12 protein-coding genes are annotated in these 16,729 nt (G+C 59.1%); 6 read left to right on the top strand and 6 right to left on the bottom strand.

What is annotated here, in order from left to right; genetic code table 11:
- The first annotated feature begins 75 nt into the window (after positions 1 to 75).
- Positions 76 to 2,088 carry a T9SS type B sorting domain-containing protein gene (locus AC5FXY_RS17435; RefSeq protein ID WP_493557990.1) on the top strand — a complete coding sequence of 671 codons (2,013 nt, stop codon included), beginning with the start codon at positions 76 to 78 and terminating at the stop codon, positions 2,086 to 2,088.
- A gap of 136 nt (positions 2,089 to 2,224) precedes the next feature.
- Here AC5FXY_RS17435 and AC5FXY_RS17430 read toward each other — a convergent pair whose 3' ends face one another.
- Positions 2,225 to 3,214: a cation diffusion facilitator family transporter gene (locus AC5FXY_RS17430; RefSeq protein ID WP_493557989.1), complete on the bottom strand. Its 990-nt coding sequence runs from the start codon at positions 3,212 to 3,214 to the stop codon at positions 2,225 to 2,227.
- 163 nt (positions 3,215 to 3,377) lie between these two features.
- On the opposite strand from AC5FXY_RS17430, the gene AC5FXY_RS17425 reads away from it, so the two are divergent.
- From AC5FXY_RS17425 to AC5FXY_RS17410, 4 genes are all read left to right on the top strand, one after another.
- Entirely contained in the window at positions 3,378 to 4,760 is a 1,383-nt protein-coding gene (locus AC5FXY_RS17425) for an Nramp family divalent metal transporter (protein WP_493557988.1), read from the top strand.
- Between the two features lie 109 nt (positions 4,761 to 4,869).
- The gene (locus tag AC5FXY_RS17420; protein ID WP_493557987.1) at positions 4,870 to 7,170 is read left to right on the top strand and encodes a TonB-dependent receptor; all 2,301 of its coding nucleotides are present in this window, start codon (positions 4,870 to 4,872) and stop codon (positions 7,168 to 7,170) included.
- A 21-nt stretch (positions 7,171 to 7,191) separates the two neighbouring features.
- Complete coding sequence (locus AC5FXY_RS17415) at positions 7,192 to 7,689, top strand: thioredoxin family protein (RefSeq protein ID WP_493557986.1); 498 nt, start codon at positions 7,192 to 7,194, stop codon at positions 7,687 to 7,689.
- Positions 7,690 to 7,878: 189 nt separating this feature from the next.
- Positions 7,879 to 8,730, top strand: a complete 852-nt coding sequence (locus AC5FXY_RS17410) for a transporter (RefSeq protein WP_493557985.1) — start codon at positions 7,879 to 7,881, stop codon at positions 8,728 to 8,730.
- A gap of 66 nt (positions 8,731 to 8,796) precedes the next feature.
- Here the strand turns inward: AC5FXY_RS17410 and AC5FXY_RS17405 are convergent, their stop codons facing one another.
- The 4 genes from AC5FXY_RS17405 to AC5FXY_RS17390 all read right to left on the bottom strand — a co-directional run bounded on the left by AC5FXY_RS17405 (position 8,797) and on the right by AC5FXY_RS17390 (position 14,718).
- Positions 8,797 to 9,186 carry a hypothetical protein gene (locus AC5FXY_RS17405; RefSeq protein ID WP_493557984.1) on the bottom strand — a complete coding sequence of 130 codons (390 nt, stop codon included), beginning with the start codon at positions 9,184 to 9,186 and terminating at the stop codon, positions 8,797 to 8,799.
- Positions 9,187 to 9,274: 88 nt separating this feature from the next.
- A complete protein-coding gene (locus AC5FXY_RS17400) occupies positions 9,275 to 10,483 on the bottom strand; it encodes a DUF1501 domain-containing protein (protein ID WP_493557983.1) in 1,209 nt (402 codons plus the stop codon).
- Between the two features lie 38 nt (positions 10,484 to 10,521).
- Positions 10,522 to 11,991, bottom strand: coding sequence for a DUF1800 domain-containing protein (locus AC5FXY_RS17395; RefSeq protein WP_493557982.1), 1,470 nt, complete (start codon positions 11,989 to 11,991; stop codon positions 10,522 to 10,524).
- A 120-nt stretch (positions 11,992 to 12,111) separates the two neighbouring features.
- A complete protein-coding gene (locus AC5FXY_RS17390; protein WP_493557981.1) occupies positions 12,112 to 14,718 on the bottom strand; it encodes a lamin tail domain-containing protein in 2,607 nt (868 codons plus the stop codon).
- 94 nt (positions 14,719 to 14,812) lie between these two features.
- Here AC5FXY_RS17390 and AC5FXY_RS17385 point away from each other — a divergent pair, with 94 nt between their 5' ends.
- The gene (locus AC5FXY_RS17385; RefSeq protein ID WP_493557980.1) at positions 14,813 to 15,808 is read left to right on the top strand and encodes an aspartate-semialdehyde dehydrogenase; all 996 of its coding nucleotides are present in this window, start codon (positions 14,813 to 14,815) and stop codon (positions 15,806 to 15,808) included.
- Between the two features lie 153 nt (positions 15,809 to 15,961).
- Here AC5FXY_RS17385 and AC5FXY_RS17380 read toward each other — a convergent pair whose 3' ends face one another.
- Positions 15,962 to 16,720 carry an alpha/beta fold hydrolase gene (locus AC5FXY_RS17380; RefSeq protein ID WP_493557979.1) on the bottom strand — a complete coding sequence of 253 codons (759 nt, stop codon included), beginning with the start codon at positions 16,718 to 16,720 and terminating at the stop codon, positions 15,962 to 15,964.
- Positions 16,721 to 16,729 lie beyond the last annotated feature (9 nt).

The following is a 16,729-nucleotide window of genomic DNA, read 5'->3' as shown; positions in this document are numbered from 1 at the left end:
TAAATCTCATTATCTTACCGCAGCAAAATCGGTCACCCACCCAGGTCCCTTGTTTTCCATCCAAAACCATCGTTCATGAAGCAACTCTTACGCGCTTCTCTCTTGCTGTTATCCACCTTCTGTCTGTACCTAACAGGCATGCAGCACGCGTTTGCCTCGCACGCCCAAGGCGGACAGTTGACCTACGAAGCCCTTGGTAACAACCGTTACCGCGTAACGGCGCGTTACTTCCGCGACTGCGGCGGTATTGCGGCCGAGACTTCCCTGACGCTGAATTGCCGTGTGGGTTCACCCTCCACCTCGTGCAATAGCAACGACTCCCGCAACTTCACCGCTACGCTCAACCGTGGTACGCTCACGCCCGGCAGCCCGTACTGTGCCAACGTACCCGGCGGCCCCAGCCAATGCTCTTCCAGCGGCCGTACCAATTACGAAACTGCCCTTTACACGGCGGAGGTAACGCTGCCGCCGGCGCCGGAGTGGACGCTGAGCGTACAGATCAATGCTCGTCCCTCGCTGTCGAACATCCCCGGCAACACGGACCTGCGCTTTGAAGCTACGCTCAACAACCAGTTGGCACTCAACGGAGGCTCTACTCAGGTGGTACAAAACACCTCGCCCCAGTACCAGCTGCAGGATATTCCGATTCCGTTTGTTTGCGTGGGCCAGCGCACTACCCTCACCTTCTCGACCTTTGAGCCCGATGGTGACTCGCTGGTATACTCGCTGGACCGTCCGCTCGATGGCTGCAACCAGCCTTCCGCTTATAGCTCCCTGACTACTACGGGTGGCGTAATTCTGGACCCCAGCAACTCTCCTACCAATCCCTGCGTGGTTACGCTGCCCGGTGGTACCCAGACTTACTCGCCCATCTTCCCGATTTCGTCCTTCAACTTCACCGGCAACTGCCCGGTAAAGACGGCCACGCCTTACTTCAACTTCAACGCCCAACTCGGCAGCTTCACGTTCACGCCCGGGTTCTACGACGGAGCCAACCTGGCCAAAAACAAGTATGCTGTAGTTGGTAAAGTAACCGAGTACCGCCTCATCAACGGCCGTTACTACAAAATCGGCTCGGTGCGCCGCGACATGCTGGTGGTAATCATTGACTGCGGCGGCAACATTGTACCAACCGCTCCGGTAGCTCAGCCAGTGGTAGTTGGCAACAACACGGTAGTTACCAACACCGACTCTACGCTCATCACGGCCCAGGCCTGTGAATACACCGAGGTAAACGTAAACTTCCGCGACCCAAACCCCGGCGACAACCTGACGGTAACCTTCAGCGAGCCTTCCAACCCGGATTACCTCGACCTGTACACCGACCTGGCTAACCAGACAGTTCGGCCCTTCATGATGCAGTCCAACGGCAGCAATGCACCTATCGGCCGCGTGCGTCTGCGCCCCGACCCCAGCCAGGTAGGCCACGTGTACCGCATCCCGGTTCGGATTGAAGACGATGCCTGCCCGATCAAAGCTGTACAGAACCGCATCATTGTTATTCGGGTAGTACGCCGCAGTGTAGCCGACGTGGCCATCACGGGCACGAACCCCACACGTGGCACGGCTTTCCGTCGCGACTCCCTGATCACCAAAGGCGATGCTATTTCGCTGACGGCTCGCCCGAACCGCCCGGCTGTTATCGGCAACTCGCCGGTGACTTACCGTTACAGCTGGCGCGCCAGCACGCCCGCTGACGTTAGTGGCCTGAGTGCTGCCCAGTCGACAACAGAGGCCATCACAGTTTCGCCCACAAAGACCACTCGTTACTCCGTAGAAATTGCTCCGAGCGGTTTCCGCCAGGGCGTCTGCACCGATACGGCTTCGTTTGTTATCCGTGTGGTGCCCCAGGTTCCAAACGTGTTTACGCCCAACGGCGACGGCCGCAACGACTTCTTTGTCATCAAGGACCTCAATCAAGCTGCTCGTCGCTTGGAGATTTACAACCGCTGGGGCCGCAAGGTGGCTGAATGGGCCGACTACCAAAACAACTGGGACGGCAAAGGCCAGCCCGACGGCGTGTACTACTACCAGATTACGCTGACGGATGGCAGCAAGCGCAAAGGCTGGGTAGAAATTGTCCGCTAAGCTTGCTTACCGCTTCATGAAAAAGGCGCTGCTCTCCGCAGCGCCTTTTTTGTTGCCCTTGCTCTTGCCCATAAGCTAGTAGACTGACCGGGATGAAGAAGTTGGTCTCATCCAACCGCCTCTGCGGCTAGCGTCTCTAATGCTCAAGCTGGTGCCGCTCGTTTTTGACCACGTTATCCATGGTCCACGGCACTAGCCGGGCGAAGGCGTGCTGACGCACCGGGCAGTCGGGCATGGAGCAGTGCGGGCAGGCGCTGAACGTGCATGGATCGGCATGGACAAACATTTCCACCTCCACTTCAAAACGGCTGGCAATGAGGGCCTCCATCCGGTTTACCTCGGTATGTGCCTCTTCTAGGCTGAAGTAATAGGGAATGGTCACGTGGCAGTCGATGTGCAGGTTCGCCCCGTACCGCACGATGCGGAGGTTGTGCACATCAATCCACGCCGGCTGCCGGTGCTGCTGCAGTTCCTCTATGACGCGCTTTACCGTTTCTACATCCGACTCATCCATCAGCCCCGACACCGAGCGGCGTACCATGCGGTAACCGTTCACCACGATGACCACGCCCAATAGCAGCGCAGCCGCGGTATCGAAAATAACCAACCCGGTAAAGTACACCAGGCCCAGCGCCGCGCACGACACAAGCGTACTTACGGCATCCAGATACAGATGCTGACCGTCGCCCACGAGAGCAGGCGAGTGCAGCTTGTGCCCTTGCCGCACTAGCACAAAACCCACCAACAGATTTACGACAGCAGTACCGCCGAGCAGTAGTACGCCCCAGTCCAATTGCTGCACCGTGTGCGGGTGAAGCAAAGCCTGAATGGCACTCGAAAACACGTATACGCCGGCCCCAAGGATCAGCGCCCCTTCAAAGCCAACCGACAAGTATTCAATCTTGCCGTGGCCGTACGGGTGGTTCTGGTCTTTGGGTAAGCCGGAGAGGTAAATGCTATACAGCGCAAACCCGCTGGTAAATACATTGATGATGGATTCGAGCGCGTCGGTCAGGGCCGCTTGGGAATGCGTCAGCCCCCAGGCGTAAAATTTCGTAAGCACCAACACGACGCTTACAACTAAAGAAAGCAGGCCGTACCGGTTGCGCTTGAGGGCAAGCATCATGGGTTTGGAGATGAGAGGGGCACAAACTTCCACCTCAAACGCGGGCTAGCCGCACGAAGTCGCAACTTTTTCACGGGTTAACAGTATTTAAGTCAGCTTAAAAAAACTTTTAGGCTCGTCTAAAAATTGTTTTCCTTTGTTAAAAGATTCCCAGCCTATATAAATGCTTACTGTAAATACTCCGCCCGAAACGCCGCCCGTGGTAAACGCTACTCCGGCAGCTGATCCGGGCTGGCGCAAGCCTCGCCACGCGCCGTCGCTCAGCGAGGTATATGCTTCTATCCGGGTACCGCACCGCAGCGCTTCCTTCTGGCGTAAGATGCTGGCTTTTTGGGGCCCTGGTCTCATGGTAGCAGTGGGTTATATGGACCCTGGAAACTGGGCCACCGACATTGCTGGCGGGGCCCGTTATGGCTACACACTGCTTTCCGTTATTTTGATATCCAACTTGTTTGCCATGCTACTGCAGCACCTGGCGGCCAAGCTTGGCATAGTAACCGGCCGCGACCTAGCGCAGGCCTGTCGTGACCACTACTCCCGACCGGTGGGCATGGCGCTGTGGGTGCTCTGCGAAATAGCTATTGCGGCCTGTGACCTAGCCGAAGTTATCGGCTCGGCCATTGCGTTGAATTTGCTGTTCGGCCTGCCGCTGGCTTGGGGCGTAGTGCTTACCATTTTGGATGTGCTAGTGGTACTGGCTTTTCAAAGCCGGGGCTTCCGGGTTATCGAGTCAATCGTGGCGGGGTTGATTGTGGTCATTTTCGGCTGCTTCCTTTACGAAATCATCGTTTCCAACCCAGATTACTTTGGAATCCTAGCCGGGCTGGTTCCACAGAAAGAAGTGGTGACGAACCCGCAAATGCTCTACATAGCCATTGGCATCCTGGGAGCTACCGTGATGCCCCACAACCTTTACCTGCATTCCAGCATCGTACAGACGCGCGCTTTTGAGCAGGATGAAGAGGGCAAGCGCATGGCTATCAAGTTCTCGACCATCGACTCGACGGTGGCCTTGTTCCTCGCCTTTTTCGTGAATGCCGCCATTTTGGTAACGGCTGCTGCGGCCTTCCACCCCAATCCTGCCTACCGGAGCGTAGCCGACATCAACGACGCCCACCGCCTGCTTACACCGGTGCTGGGTGCCGGCGCAGCCAGTGTGCTGTTTGCGGTGGCGCTGCTAGCCGCGGGCCAAAACTCCACCCTCACGGGCACGTTGGCCGGCCAGATAGTAATGGAAGGCTTCCTGAACATCAAGCTCAAACCTTGGCTGCGGCGCATTATTACGCGCAGCATTGCCGTGGTTCCAGCCCTGATCGTGACTTTGCTTTACGGAGAGAAAGGAACCGGCGAGCTGCTGGTGCTGAGTCAAGTGATTTTGTCACTGCAGCTCAGCTTCGCGGTGGTGCCGTTGGTGCTGTTCACGAGCAGCAAAGCCAAGATGGGCGTATTTGTAAACCGTCCGCTGATAAAGACCGTGGCGTGGATTGTGTCGGGCATCATTATGGTGCTCAACCTGTATCTGCTTTTTCAGACCTTCTTCGGATAATCATGTGGGTGAGGCTGCGGAATGCGCGGACTCACCTTTTTTACGGTCGAGCTTTTAGACTCATCTAAATATTTTTCGTAGCCGACCCAAACTCCGCTCGCACCTACCAATGAAAACCAGCCTATACTTCTTGCTTATTACGCTCCTATCATTCGCTGCTCAGGCGCAGACTGCCACCCTGCGTGGTACAGTTCGTGACCATGACGGCCGGGGTGTTCCGTTTGCCAGCGTGGCTATAAAGGGTACTACGTTAGGCAATACGGCTGGTGAAGCCGGCGAGTTTGTACTGCGCGAAGTACCTGCCGGGTCGGTAGTGTTGGTGGCTTCGGCAGTGGGATACCAGCCCACCGAACGCGCCCTAACGACCATTGCAGACCAAACTACCACGGTCACGCTCACGCTTAAAACCGGGCAAGAGTTAGGCGAGGTGGTGGTATCGGGTACTATGCAGCCGGTAACGCGGCTGGAATCGGCGGTGCCAGTGGAGGTGTACAATCCGACCTACTTTAAGAAGAATCCTACTCCCTCAGTATTTGAGGCCCTACAGACGGTAAATGGCGTGCGGCCGCAGCTGAACTGCAACGTGTGCAACACCGGCGACATCCACATCAACGGGCTGGAAGGCCCTTACACCATGGTGCTGCTCGATGGCATGCCCATCGTGAGCGGCCTATCCACCGTGTACGGCCTCACAGGCATTCCCAACAGCCTCGTGGAGCGGATTGAAATCGTGAAGGGGCCGGCCTCCACGCTTTACGGTTCCGAAGCGGTGGGCGGCCTCATCAACATCATTACCCGCAACCCCGCCAAGGCCACCGATGTAACGGCTGATGCCTTTACCACCAGCTGGGGCGAAGTCAACGTAGACCTCAGCGCCAAAGCCCGAACCGGCAAGCTTACCTCGTTGCTGGGCGTCAACGGCTTCTTGTACGACTCGCCACGCGATAACAACGGCGACGGATTCACCGACATGACCCTGGCCAAGCGCATTTCAGTGTTTGACAAGCTGACGCTGGAACGGCCCGAAAGCCGCGTAGCCTCTTTGGCAGCCCGCTACCTGTATGAGGACCGCTGGGGCGGGCAGGTAAACTGGCGCCCCGAGTTCCGCGGCGGCGACAGCATCTACGGGGAGTCAATCTATACTAACCGGGCCGAGTTGATCGGGGCGTATCAGCTGCCCATCCGTGGTCAGCAGGTGATGGTGAGTACCTCCTTGAACACGCACCAGCAGAACTCGGTGTACGGCACCACAGTGTACAAAGCGCAGCAGCACATCGGCTTCGGTCAGCTGACTACCACCCGCACGCTGGGCCGGCACCAGCTGCTGCTGGGCAGCGCCTTGCGCTATACTTACTATGACGACAACACGCCCGCTACGGCTTCAGGGGATACGCTGCGCCCGCGCAATGCGCCTTCACGCATCGTGCTGCCGGGCGCGTTTGTGCAAGACGAGCTGCGCTTCAACGACCGGCATACGTTGCTGCTGGGCCTGCGCTACGATTATAATTCCTACCACGGCAGCATCCTGACGCCGCGCCTCAATTACAAGTACGCGCCCGATGCCAGCCAGACCTTCCGGCTAAGCGCCGGCAATGGCTACCGCGTGGTGAACGTGTTTACGGAAGACCACGCCGCCCTCACTGGCGCCCGCACCGTCATTATTCGGCAGGCGCTGCGCCCCGAGCAGAGCTACAACGTGAACCTGAACTACCAGCGTGTGCTGCCCATCGGCCAAGGCCTGCTCGGCTTCGATGCTAGTGCCTTCTACACCTATTTCACCAACAAAATCACGCCGGATTACGAGTCCGACCCCAACCTGCTTATCTACGACAACCTGAGCGGCCACGCCGTGTCGCGGGGCCTGACGGTGAATACCGACCTCACCTTCAGCTTTCCGCTGAAGGCCATTCTGGGCCTGACGCTGCTGGATGTGTACCAAGTCCAGGACAACGCCGAAAACCAGCCCGAACGGCGGCGCCAGCTGCTCACCGAGCGGGTCTCCGGCACGTTTGCGCTTAGCTACACTTTCCGCCAAGCCGGCCTAACCCTGGATTACACCGGCAACGTGTACGGCCCCATGAAGCTGCCGCTGCTGGGTCCGCTCGATCCGCGGCCAGCCTACTCGCCCACGTTCAGCATCCAGAACATCCAAGCCACCAAGCGCCTCGGCGACAAGCTGGAACTGTACGGCGGCGTGAAAAACCTGCTAAACTTCCGCCCCGACCGCGCTTCCATCGCCCGCGCCTTCGACCCGTTCGACAAGCAGGTACAGTTTGATGCTGCCGGCCAGGCCGTGCCCACGGCCAACAACCCCCATGCCCTCACCTTCGACCCTACCTACGTGTACGCCTCTAACCAAGGCATTCGGGGGTTTCTGGGCCTGCGCTATATCCTGAACCGCAAGCCTTAATCAGCTTAGCCGATGCTACCCGTGCGACTTCTACTCCTGCTGCCTTCGCTTCTGCTTGTGCTGAGCAGTGCCCAGCCGCCGCGACGCTCGGCCGCTGTGCGCTGGCTCGCGCCACAGGCCCTAGCCGATAGTTTGCGCGTGCGGCCCCGGCCCGTTCTGGTAAAAGTATACACGCCCGCCTGCCGCTACTGCCAGTTGCAGGACCTGACCACCTTCCGCGACGCGGCCGTAGCCGACCGCCTGAACCGCCGCTTTTACGCCGTGGCGCTGAACGCCGAAAGCCGCGAGTCGGTGCGGTTGGGTGGCCGCACATACGGCTTCCTCGCTACCGGCCCCGGTACCGGCGTGCACGAGTTGGCCTTGCTGCTGGCCCGCGACGAACGGGGCCAAGTAGCCTACCCCACCACTGTGCTGCTGGACGAGCAGTTGCAGATACGTGCCCGGTGGCCCGGGCTGCTCAAGGCTCCCGAGTTGCTGATAGGCCTGAATGCACTGGCTGCTACGTCGGCAGTACATTAAGCAGGTTAGCGTGTTCCCAACATCGCAGCCAGTAAAAAGCCGCTTTTCACCTGTTGAATAAACCTCAATTTTCGGTTTCGCTATCAGCTCAACTACTGCCGCCAACGCAGGAAACACAAAATTAAGCTGGCTGCATGCTTGGCCGGAGCCCAACGCCGTATAGGGTGACAACTCCTCTCGCCTTCGGCCATGAACCTTCCCTACTGGCTTCTTTGCTTACTCGGTGCCCCGGTGCTAGCCCAGGCCCAGGCCGGTGGTGGTTCTCCCTACGATTCTGCGCGCTACACCTTGTTCCGACCAGTGCCGCGCGACCAACTGCGCGAGCTACGCGCCGACCGCCCGGGTGTCACAGAAAGTCCATTTACCGTTGATGCAGGCCACTTCCAGCTGGAAGTCGATGCCTTACGCCTGATCAACCAGCGCAAGGAAGGCGAGCAGGAACGCGGCTGGCACGCGGCCTTCCTGATGGCCAAAATGGGCGTGAGCCGCCGCACCGATGTTCAGGTGGAAATGCCACTGTATGCCGTCCGGAAGCGACGCGCCATCGGTGAACCGGACTGGGAACGCACCCGTGGCGTAGGCGATGTGACCCTGCGCGTAAAGCGCAACTTTGTGGGCAACGATACGGAACAGAAGATAGCCACGGCCGTTGTCGGCTACGTGCGCCTGCCCACTGGTGGCATGGTTGGCGAAGGCGGTGTGGAAGGCGGCCTCATCTTACCCGTCGACTATAACCTGTCCAAACGCTGGAACTTGGAGGCGCAAGTGGAATCGGCCGTCAACTACGACCGGGAAAGTCAGGCCCATTTTCTACGCCTGATACCCTCGGTAGCAGTGGATTATGAGATAACCGAGGACCTGGGGGTGCTGCTGGAGGCTTACACCAGTTGGAGCACACTGCAGCCAGGCCGCCGCAGCTCCGTCAACGGCGCTTTTATCTACCGCATCACGAAGAATTTTCTTGTGGATGCGGGCCTACGCTACGGCCTGGAGCGCGAAACAGGCCAGCATTTCTACACGGGCTTTACAGTAAGGCGCTAAACTTTATGGCAACAAAAAAGGCCGGGTGCTGCTAGCACCCGGCCTTTTTACCGAATCAATTCGTGATTAGTGGCGACGCTCGCCTGCATCCGTCAGCATGCTGCGGGTGTGGCCTTGCCAGTCGGTAATCAACCAGGCACCCAAGTTGAGCACACCGGCGATGATGAAGAAGTTACGGGCGTTCGGAGCAGAATCATTGAACCCGAACACGAACGGCAGCGCCAAAAAGGCAATACCAGCCACCAATTCCATCGCTCCGTGCATCTTAAAGGGAATTACACGAAACAGTCCCAGGGGCGTATCGGTCATTAAGGTGATAAGCAGATAACCACCAGCCATTACCCACGCGGCCGTGGAGTACGGGTGCTGCAAATCAAAGAGCATGGGCGCTAGGCCAAAGAAGATGACGGTGATGTAGTCTAAAACGCTGTGCGCAGAAGGCGATAATACTTTCATGTTGGTAAGTGCTTAGTGAAACACTGAACTTGCCCCTTATTACGCCCTGATAATCAAATGGATACTGCCGAGCTTGTATTTTAAGTATTTATAACAGTCCTTCTAAGGGCTTTACGCTAGTAGCCACAACATCTTGGTTGCCAACTTGTAACCAGTCCTGCAAGATGCTTGCGTAGACGCTTCGGAAGTCGATTTGGTGGCGCAAATCTCCGTTGTCCAAATCTGCCAGATCGGGGGCTGCATTGGCTACACCGGGTTGGCGCAGCGAACCGCCCAGGAGCATCACGTTATTGGCCGTGCCATGGTCGGTGCCGTTGCTGGCATTTTGGGCCACGCGTCGGCCAAACTCCGAGAATACCAAGATCAGCGTGGTATCGAGGTTGTGGTGCCGCTGCAGATCATCCATGAAAGCCCCCAGCCCCTCCGACAGCTCCCCTAACAGCCGGTTTTGCTGCGCTACCTGCCGCGCATGCGTATCAAAACCGGTAAGAGAAGTATAGTAAACGCGCGTTTCGAGCCCAGAATTGATTAGCTCGGCGGTGGTCTTCAAGCTTTTGGCGAATTCCGAATTCGGATACGTCACCTTTGATTGGTAGACCTTGGTCTTCTCCGCCAGGTAGTCAGCCGAGGAAGCGGTTTCGGCCAGCGTCTTGTACAGGTAATCCAGCTCCTGCAGGCCGGTGGTGACTCGCTCCTTCCCCAAACTGGCCAGCAAAGGATTGCGGGTGGCCTGCAGCAGCTTCTGCGGATTTTTGAGTGCCAACCCTTTCCTTCGTTGCCCTTTCATCGCCAAGCTGAGTGTATCGTCGACTTCGATGCCCATGTGCGCAGCCAATTGCCCCTGGCAAGTAGCATCAAGATAGCGCCCCAGCCAGCCGCTGCTCAAGTACTCATCGGCGGCCGAAGCGGTGTGCCAGATGTCCATGGAGCGGAAGTGGGAGCGGTCGGGGTTGGGGTAGCCCACACTGTTGAGCACAGCAAGGCGGCCTTGGTCGTAGTGGCCTTTGAGCGACGTCATGACCGGATTCAGGGCCATATCTTTTTCCAGCATCAGCAACCCGCTTTGCTCGCGTAAGGCCAGCGTAGGCCGCGCTTGGTAGTACAGATCATTGCGGAAAGGCACTACGGTATTCAGGCCATCATTTCCGCCCCCCAACTGCACCACCACCAAACGGCGACCGTTACCATTGCGCAGACTTGGCAGCCCTTGGGCGTCGAGCTTGTGCAGAAAGCGCGGCACAAAGAGCAAGGTGCTGGCCAGCGCGGAGGTCTGGAGAAAACGGCGGCGAGTGGTCATGGGCTGGTTTGGCAACAGTGCGCTTGGCAGTGACGGCATTACATCAGCTGGTATTCGGGCAGAGAAAGCAGCACCCCGAGCTGGCGCGGCACTTGTTGCCCCGGGGCAGCACCGGCAGCGGCCTGCTGCACAAGTGCAAGGTTTTCGAGACGAAGGGGCGTTTGGAGCAGAAAGCCAGCCAACGTCTGCGGTTGCTGGCCAAGCGGCATTTTCGCTATTAAGCGGGTTATTACTCCCAGGTTTGCTGGCGCCTCCTGCATTCCGCGGCTACGCAGCACGCGCTCCGTCTGCGGTGCCTGCGGATTCAGGTCATTGTCATCGTCTTTCAAAGCAACGCTCACTTCGGCCTGCTTCAGCAGCACCTGGGGCAGCTGCAACCGCAGCAATAAAGAGGAAGAGTCAATCCAGTTGCGGCCGCCCGGCCAACCGGCCACGTTGGGCGGCTGAAACAAGGTCTGGCCCAACGCTTTCTGCCAGAAAACTAACCGCTGTCCATCGGTCGGCCACAAGCCGGTTTGACGGCGCAGACCCACCAGCAGTTCAATGGGTGACTTAACGCGGGTTCCGATAACGGCGGCCGCGTAAAACCACTCGGCCGAAAACAGGCGTTCCAGCAGGTCCTGCACGTCGTAGCCGGAGCGGTAAAAGGCCTCGGCCAGCGGCTGAATGTGACTTGGCTCGGGCTGCTCGTGCACGAAGAAGCGGTACAGCTTGGTAGTGAGAAAGGTGGCCGTCTCGCGACGCTCCAGCAGGAGGCGCAGAATATCCTCGCCGCCGAAGTTGCCCGTTTTCCCCATGAAGGTCTTGGGCCCCTCATCATGCTGCCGCTCACGGAATACAAACTGCCCCTGCGCATCGTAGCCCCAGCCGGTAAAAGCCCGCGCAGCTTCCTTTACATCCTGTTCTGAGTACTGCCCGAGACCGATGGTAAACAGCTCCATCACTTCGCGGGCGAAGTTTTCGTTGGGTCGCTGCTTGCGGTTTTGTTGGTTGTTGAGAAACTGCAGCATGGCGGGCTCTTTAGCCACGGCCAGCAGCAGATCGGAAAATTTGCCCAGCGCGAGGCGCCGGATGGTGTTGTGCAGGCTAAGGGCGGCGGCAGGCTGGCGCACCCGGCAGGCAAAGTGGCCATGCCAGAAGAAGGTCAGCTTTTCGCGAAGCTGCGCCGACGAAGTGGCCATGCGCTCAAGCCACCCCGTGTTCAGGGCATAGAAAGCCTCGCGGATCTGCCGATTTTGCTCCTTGCGCTGCTCGGCGGTCAGCTGCCCCGGCTTGGCCCTGGCTGCCATCTGCTCTGGGGTTTGTTGCGGTGCGGAGGCAGGCGGCAATTCCCCCGCTCCGCTGCTTGGCAGCGCGGGCACTTGTAGCGGCTCAAAATGCTCCGAATTCAGCAGAAGCTGTTTTAGCACTTTGCGGGGTGCAGCGGCCACGGCATCCTGCGGCCGTGGCCCAAAGCCTGCTCGCCAGAGCAGGTACTGCACGTGTAACTGATTGGGGGCGAGGAGCACAGCGAGAGCATTTGGTATGGCTGCTTGGATGCTCCCTGCGCCCCAGAGTTTAATGCGGTTGCTTATCTAAATTCTAGGCTTCAAAGCACTGAGACCCTCGCCTTAACATCACTACCAGGCTTATAACCGGGCGCCTAGCACCACTGTCTTTTTGTACTCACGCTTGGCCCCGCCGTTGGGCTTGTACAGCTCGATGAGCATCACGTAATATCCCACCCCAGCTTTCCGGCCGGCATCAGTCAGGCCGTCCCAGCGGAAGAAGCCGGTGGTAGCCAAGGTTTCGTTGCGCACCAGGCGGCGCACCAAGCGCCCTTGCGCGTCGTAAATAATTACGCTGCCCGCGTAGCCGGCCTCGTCGAGACGGTAGCTAAGCGTGGTGAAATCGTTCTGTCCATCGTCGTCGGGTGAGAATACCTCCGGATCGACGGTAAACTGCTTGTCCCCGCCAGGCTCAGCGCGGTGCTGTGAGTTGCGCTGGCCGGGCGTGGCATAGCCCACACTGCCGGCGGCCGAGTGGAAATTGGTCGCCGTAGCCGGGCCCTCGGGCCGAATACGTTCCAAGGATACCCCATCACGCGTCTCGAGCAGGGCCAAGTGCATCTTCTCGTCGTAAGCAAATCGGTCAATCAGCACGTTTTGCTCGTTGTGCACCACCACAATGCCCGCATCATCGGGGTACGTGGGCAAGCGCACACTTGGCAAGAAGGCGGCTGCGTCGTGGCTGGTGGGGTACTGGCTCTGCACCACGTCGGGGCGCTCGGTGAGTACTGCCAGCTGGCCCGGCGCCAGCACGTAAGGCTCGGCGCTGATGTCGTAAGCTTCGGTGGTGCCGTCCGCTTTTTCCCGCCCGATCTTCCAGCCTTGTAGGCTGATGTATTTGCTGGAGCGGTTCAGCAACTCCACGAAATCGTAGGCATTGGTGCGCGGGTTGAAAAGCACTTCGTTGATGACCACATCGCCTTCGGCCGCCGGTACCGGCAGGGCCAGCGTGGCGGAAGTCATGGGCCCGACGGCATTGCCGGCGCAGTCAGTAGCGCGCTGCACGGTCACGGTGTAGGGCTGATTGGCCACGATGGGTGCTGCTAGGGTCAGCTCCACGGTGCGAAAATCAAAGGGCACCGCCGCCACCCGCTGCACCGCCACGGCGGGCTGCAGGCTGTACAGGGTAGCGTTGGATGTCAGCACGCTGTCGAGTTTCTCCGAAAACGTCAAGCGAATAATCGAGGGCGTAAGAGCCACGGCGCGCAGCAACTGCGGCGGCGTGCGGTCGGCATTGGCGGCCTGCACCGAGTTTGACCGGCCGGGGGTGCCGCCGCTGGCGTCGGTGCTAGCGGTCCAGTTTTCCATGCCGCCACAAGGATTGGCGGTGTCCACCATTTCCAGCGTCCAGCCGCCTTCTTTCTTGCGGTTGTCGCGGTACCAGCTGTCGGTGTAGCGCACTTCAAAAACGGTGCGGCCGTCGCGGGCGCGCAGCAGCAGTTGGTCGCCGCCGTTGGTCAGGGCCGGGAAGTTGCTCAGCCCGAACACTTTGGGGTAAGCTGCAAACTGCGTCACGCGCGTAGCGGCGCAGACCACGGCGTACTCACCGGGCAGCAGCACCGTGCCAGCGCCAAATACCGCCGACGAGCTGCTACCGGGCTTGAGCAGACGCACGCCGCCCAGGTCAATGGCGGTAGTAGCCGAAGGATTATGAATCTCGATAAACTCGGAGGCCGGCAGTCCAACCTGCGGCGTTTCATCGGCGAATATTTCGGTAATAAGCAGCTGATTGAATCCGGGCATTACGGCCGTGCCGCTGTAATTGAACGTTGCGCTCAGTGGTCCGGCCGCCACATTGCCGTATAGATCGGCCACGCTGCGGGCTTCTACGGTACCTGTACCCATGGCCAGGTTGCTGGCAAAGGTCAGGTGCACGAGACTGGCATCGGTGGCGTCGCGTAGCGCGTTGATCGGCACGGCACCACTGCCGAGCCGGAACGAACTGGCTGCCACGGTAGCGGCTACCGGCTCGTTGAACTGCACGTCCAGAATGTTGGCCGCTGCGGGCGTGGCGCGCGTGAGCTGCGGGGGCGTGGTGTCGGTTACCCGGAAATCATCGAAGAGAAAATTGCGACCGTTGGCCGACGAGTACAGCAGCAACACACCCATAAACTGGCTGCGCTGGTACGTGTCGTCGGTGCCAGTGCCTTCGCTGACGAAGGTGGTGCCGCCGATCAGGTCGCGCTCCAGGGTCCAGACGTTGGCGAGGCTGCGTGTCACGCGCACGCGTACGGGGTTGTTGGAGGAGGAACCGATGGTGCCATCCTGGCCGTTCACCACGTACACCGGGCTGCCGGTGGCGTCTTTGCGGAACAGGCTCACCTCATCGGGCGTGCCGCCGATGCGCACGAAGTAGCCGCGGTTGCCGGTAGCCTTCAGATCGGCCTGCTCCGACATCAGCCACACGTCGGCGAGGTTGCTGCTTGATGTAGCCAAGCGCACATTGGCCCAAAACTCCCAAGTGGTGCCCGTACTGGCCTGCATGGGCGTCACAAGCTGAATCTGGGTACCCGTCACGGCTGGTCCATTGCTCTGCAGCTGCTGGCTGGTGACCTGAAACGAAGCCACGTCGCCGGACCAGGCGGGGTTTTGGGTGAAGTCGCCATCGGCGAAGGTTTCGTTCAGCTGGGCCGCGACCGGTAAGGTCGTCAGCATCAGCGCAAACACGCAGAGTAGCCGTTGCAGCATCGGGCTCAGAAATGGATATTCCCCGAAAATTAGCTGCCTTTTCCCGACTTTTGCGCACCGCTTTATTTAAAGCGTCATTTTGTTGATTCTGAAGATGAAAGTAGCCGTCGTAGGCGCCACCGGTTTGGTAGGTGGCGAGATGCTTAAAGTGCTCGAAGAGCGCAACTTCCCCGTCACCGAGTTACTGCCCGTAGCCTCCGAGAAATCGGTAGGCCAGATTATCCATTTCAAAGGCCAGCCCTTCCAAGTGGTGAGCATGGACGATGCCATTGCGGCACGGCCGGCAGTGGCCATTTTCTCGGCCGGCGGCTCGGTATCGAAAGAATTGGCGCCGCGTTTCGCCGAAGTAGGCACCGTCGTTATCGATAACTCCTCGGCTTGGCGCATGGACCCTACCAAGAAGCTGGTAGTGCCCGAGGTAAATGCCCACGTGCTTACGCCGGAAGATAAAATCATTGCCAATCCCAACTGCTCCACTATTCAAATGGTGGTAGCGCTGAGCAAGCTGCACGAAGCGTACAAAGTTGAGCGCGTGGTGGTAAGCACCTACCAGAGCGTGACCGGCACTGGTAAAAAAGCTGTGGACCAACTCATGCAGGAACGCGCCGGCGGCGAGGTAACCTCGCAGGCGTATCCGCACCGCATCGACCTGAACGTGCTGCCGCACATCGACGTGTTCGAGGACAACGGCTACACCAAGGAGGAGATGAAGATGGTGAAGGAGACCAAGAAAATCATGGGCGACGACACCATCCGCGTCACGGCCACCACGGTGCGCATCCCGGTAATGGGCGGCCACTCCGAGTCGATCAACGTGGAATTTGCCAAGGACTTTGACTTGGCTGAAGTACGCCGCCTGCTGGAGCAGACGGAAGGCGTGGAGGTAGTCGACGACCCGGCCAACAACCGCTACCCCATGCCCAAAGACGCCCACGGCAAAGACGCCGTACTTGTGGGCCGTTTGCGCCGCGACGAATCGCAGCCGAACACGCTGAATATGTGGGTAGTGGCCGACAACCTGCGCAAGGGCGCCGCGACCAATGCGGTGCAAATTGCGGAGTACATGCTGAAGGCTGGATTGCTGAAATAGACCTCCGCAGCCGCTTCTCGGCTGTAGGCGCGGTCTGCTCCTGCTCCATCAGCTAAAGCCGCATAGCTACGCACGGGTACTATCCAGTAAGCTATACTCGGCTTTTGATATCTACCTAAGCAGTAATGCCCCGGCTCATCACGAGCCGGGGCATTACTGCTTGTATACCAATTCAGCGAAGCCTTCCACAGCCCGACGGGTAGCGTCGGGGCGCTCCACAAAACCGAGGTGCCCGACGTTGGCTAGCCAGAGCACCATGCTATGATCGGGCAGCAGGCTTTCCTCGTGCGTTTTCTCGGGAGGCACGGCGCGGTCATCTTTGCCGGCGATGAACAGCACCGGGAATGTGGCTTTTTCCAGTACGTCGCGGCGGTCGGGGCGCTGAGCCATGGCCTCGAGGCTTCCCAACGCCGTTGCCCGTGATACGCCAGCGGCAATGGTTTTGAGCAATTCTACGTGGTGCTCCATCGACTCGCGGTGCTCTGCTGCCAGCTGCGGCTTCAGAAACTCATCGGCGAAAGCCTTGACGCCGTGTTCCTCGATGAAAGCTCGGTTTCGTTCGCGCCGCGCCCGGTCGTCGTCGGTATCGGGCAAGGAGGAGGAGTGAAACAAGCACAAACCCGCCACCAGTGCGGGATACTTTTCGGCGAAAGCCAACGCTACGTAGCCGCCCATGCTATGACCCACGAGCAGGACTTGGCCTATGCCAGCGTCGGTAAGCTGCTGGCGCAGAAAGTCAGCGGCCGCTTCCAAGGAATAGTCTTCGACGGGGACAGCCTCGGGGCCATAGCCAGGCAGATTAGGACACAGCACTTGGTAGCTAGCCGACAATGGCTGCACGAATTCGGTCCAGATTTCGCAGCTTTCCAGGTAGCCGTGCACGAAGAGCAGAGCGGGACGGGGTCGATCCATAACCAGCTC

The sequence above is a fragment of the Hymenobacter sp. FMD4 genome, assembly GCF_058932745.1.
Note: the sequence above shows the minus strand (reverse complement) of the source record. Positions and strands in the feature narration are given on the sequence as shown.

Bases quoted from the DNA above. Each gene is read 5' to 3' on its own strand.
- AC5FXY_RS17405 (WP_493557984.1), bottom strand. From the start codon at position 9,186: ATGAAAGTATTATCGCCTTCTGCGCACAGCGTTTTAGACTACATCACC.
- AC5FXY_RS17390 (WP_493557981.1), bottom strand. From the start codon at position 14,718: ATGCTGCAACGGCTACTCTGCGTGTTTGCGCTGATGCTGACGACCTTA.
- AC5FXY_RS17435 (WP_493557990.1), top strand. From the start codon at position 76: ATGAAGCAACTCTTACGCGCTTCTCTCTTGCTGTTATCCACCTTCTGT.
- AC5FXY_RS17430 (WP_493557989.1), bottom strand. From the start codon at position 3,214: ATGATGCTTGCCCTCAAGCGCAACCGGTACGGCCTGCTTTCTTTAGTT.
- AC5FXY_RS17400 (WP_493557983.1), bottom strand. From the start codon at position 10,483: ATGACCACTCGCCGCCGTTTTCTCCAGACCTCCGCGCTGGCCAGCACC.
- AC5FXY_RS17385 (WP_493557980.1), top strand. From the start codon at position 14,813: ATGAAAGTAGCCGTCGTAGGCGCCACCGGTTTGGTAGGTGGCGAGATG.
- AC5FXY_RS17425 (WP_493557988.1), top strand. From the start codon at position 3,378: ATGCTTACTGTAAATACTCCGCCCGAAACGCCGCCCGTGGTAAACGCT.
- AC5FXY_RS17380 (WP_493557979.1), bottom strand. From the start codon at position 16,720: ATGGATCGACCCCGTCCCGCTCTGCTCTTCGTGCACGGCTACCTGGAA.
- AC5FXY_RS17420 (WP_493557987.1), top strand. From the start codon at position 4,870: ATGAAAACCAGCCTATACTTCTTGCTTATTACGCTCCTATCATTCGCT.
- AC5FXY_RS17410 (WP_493557985.1), top strand. From the start codon at position 7,879: ATGAACCTTCCCTACTGGCTTCTTTGCTTACTCGGTGCCCCGGTGCTA.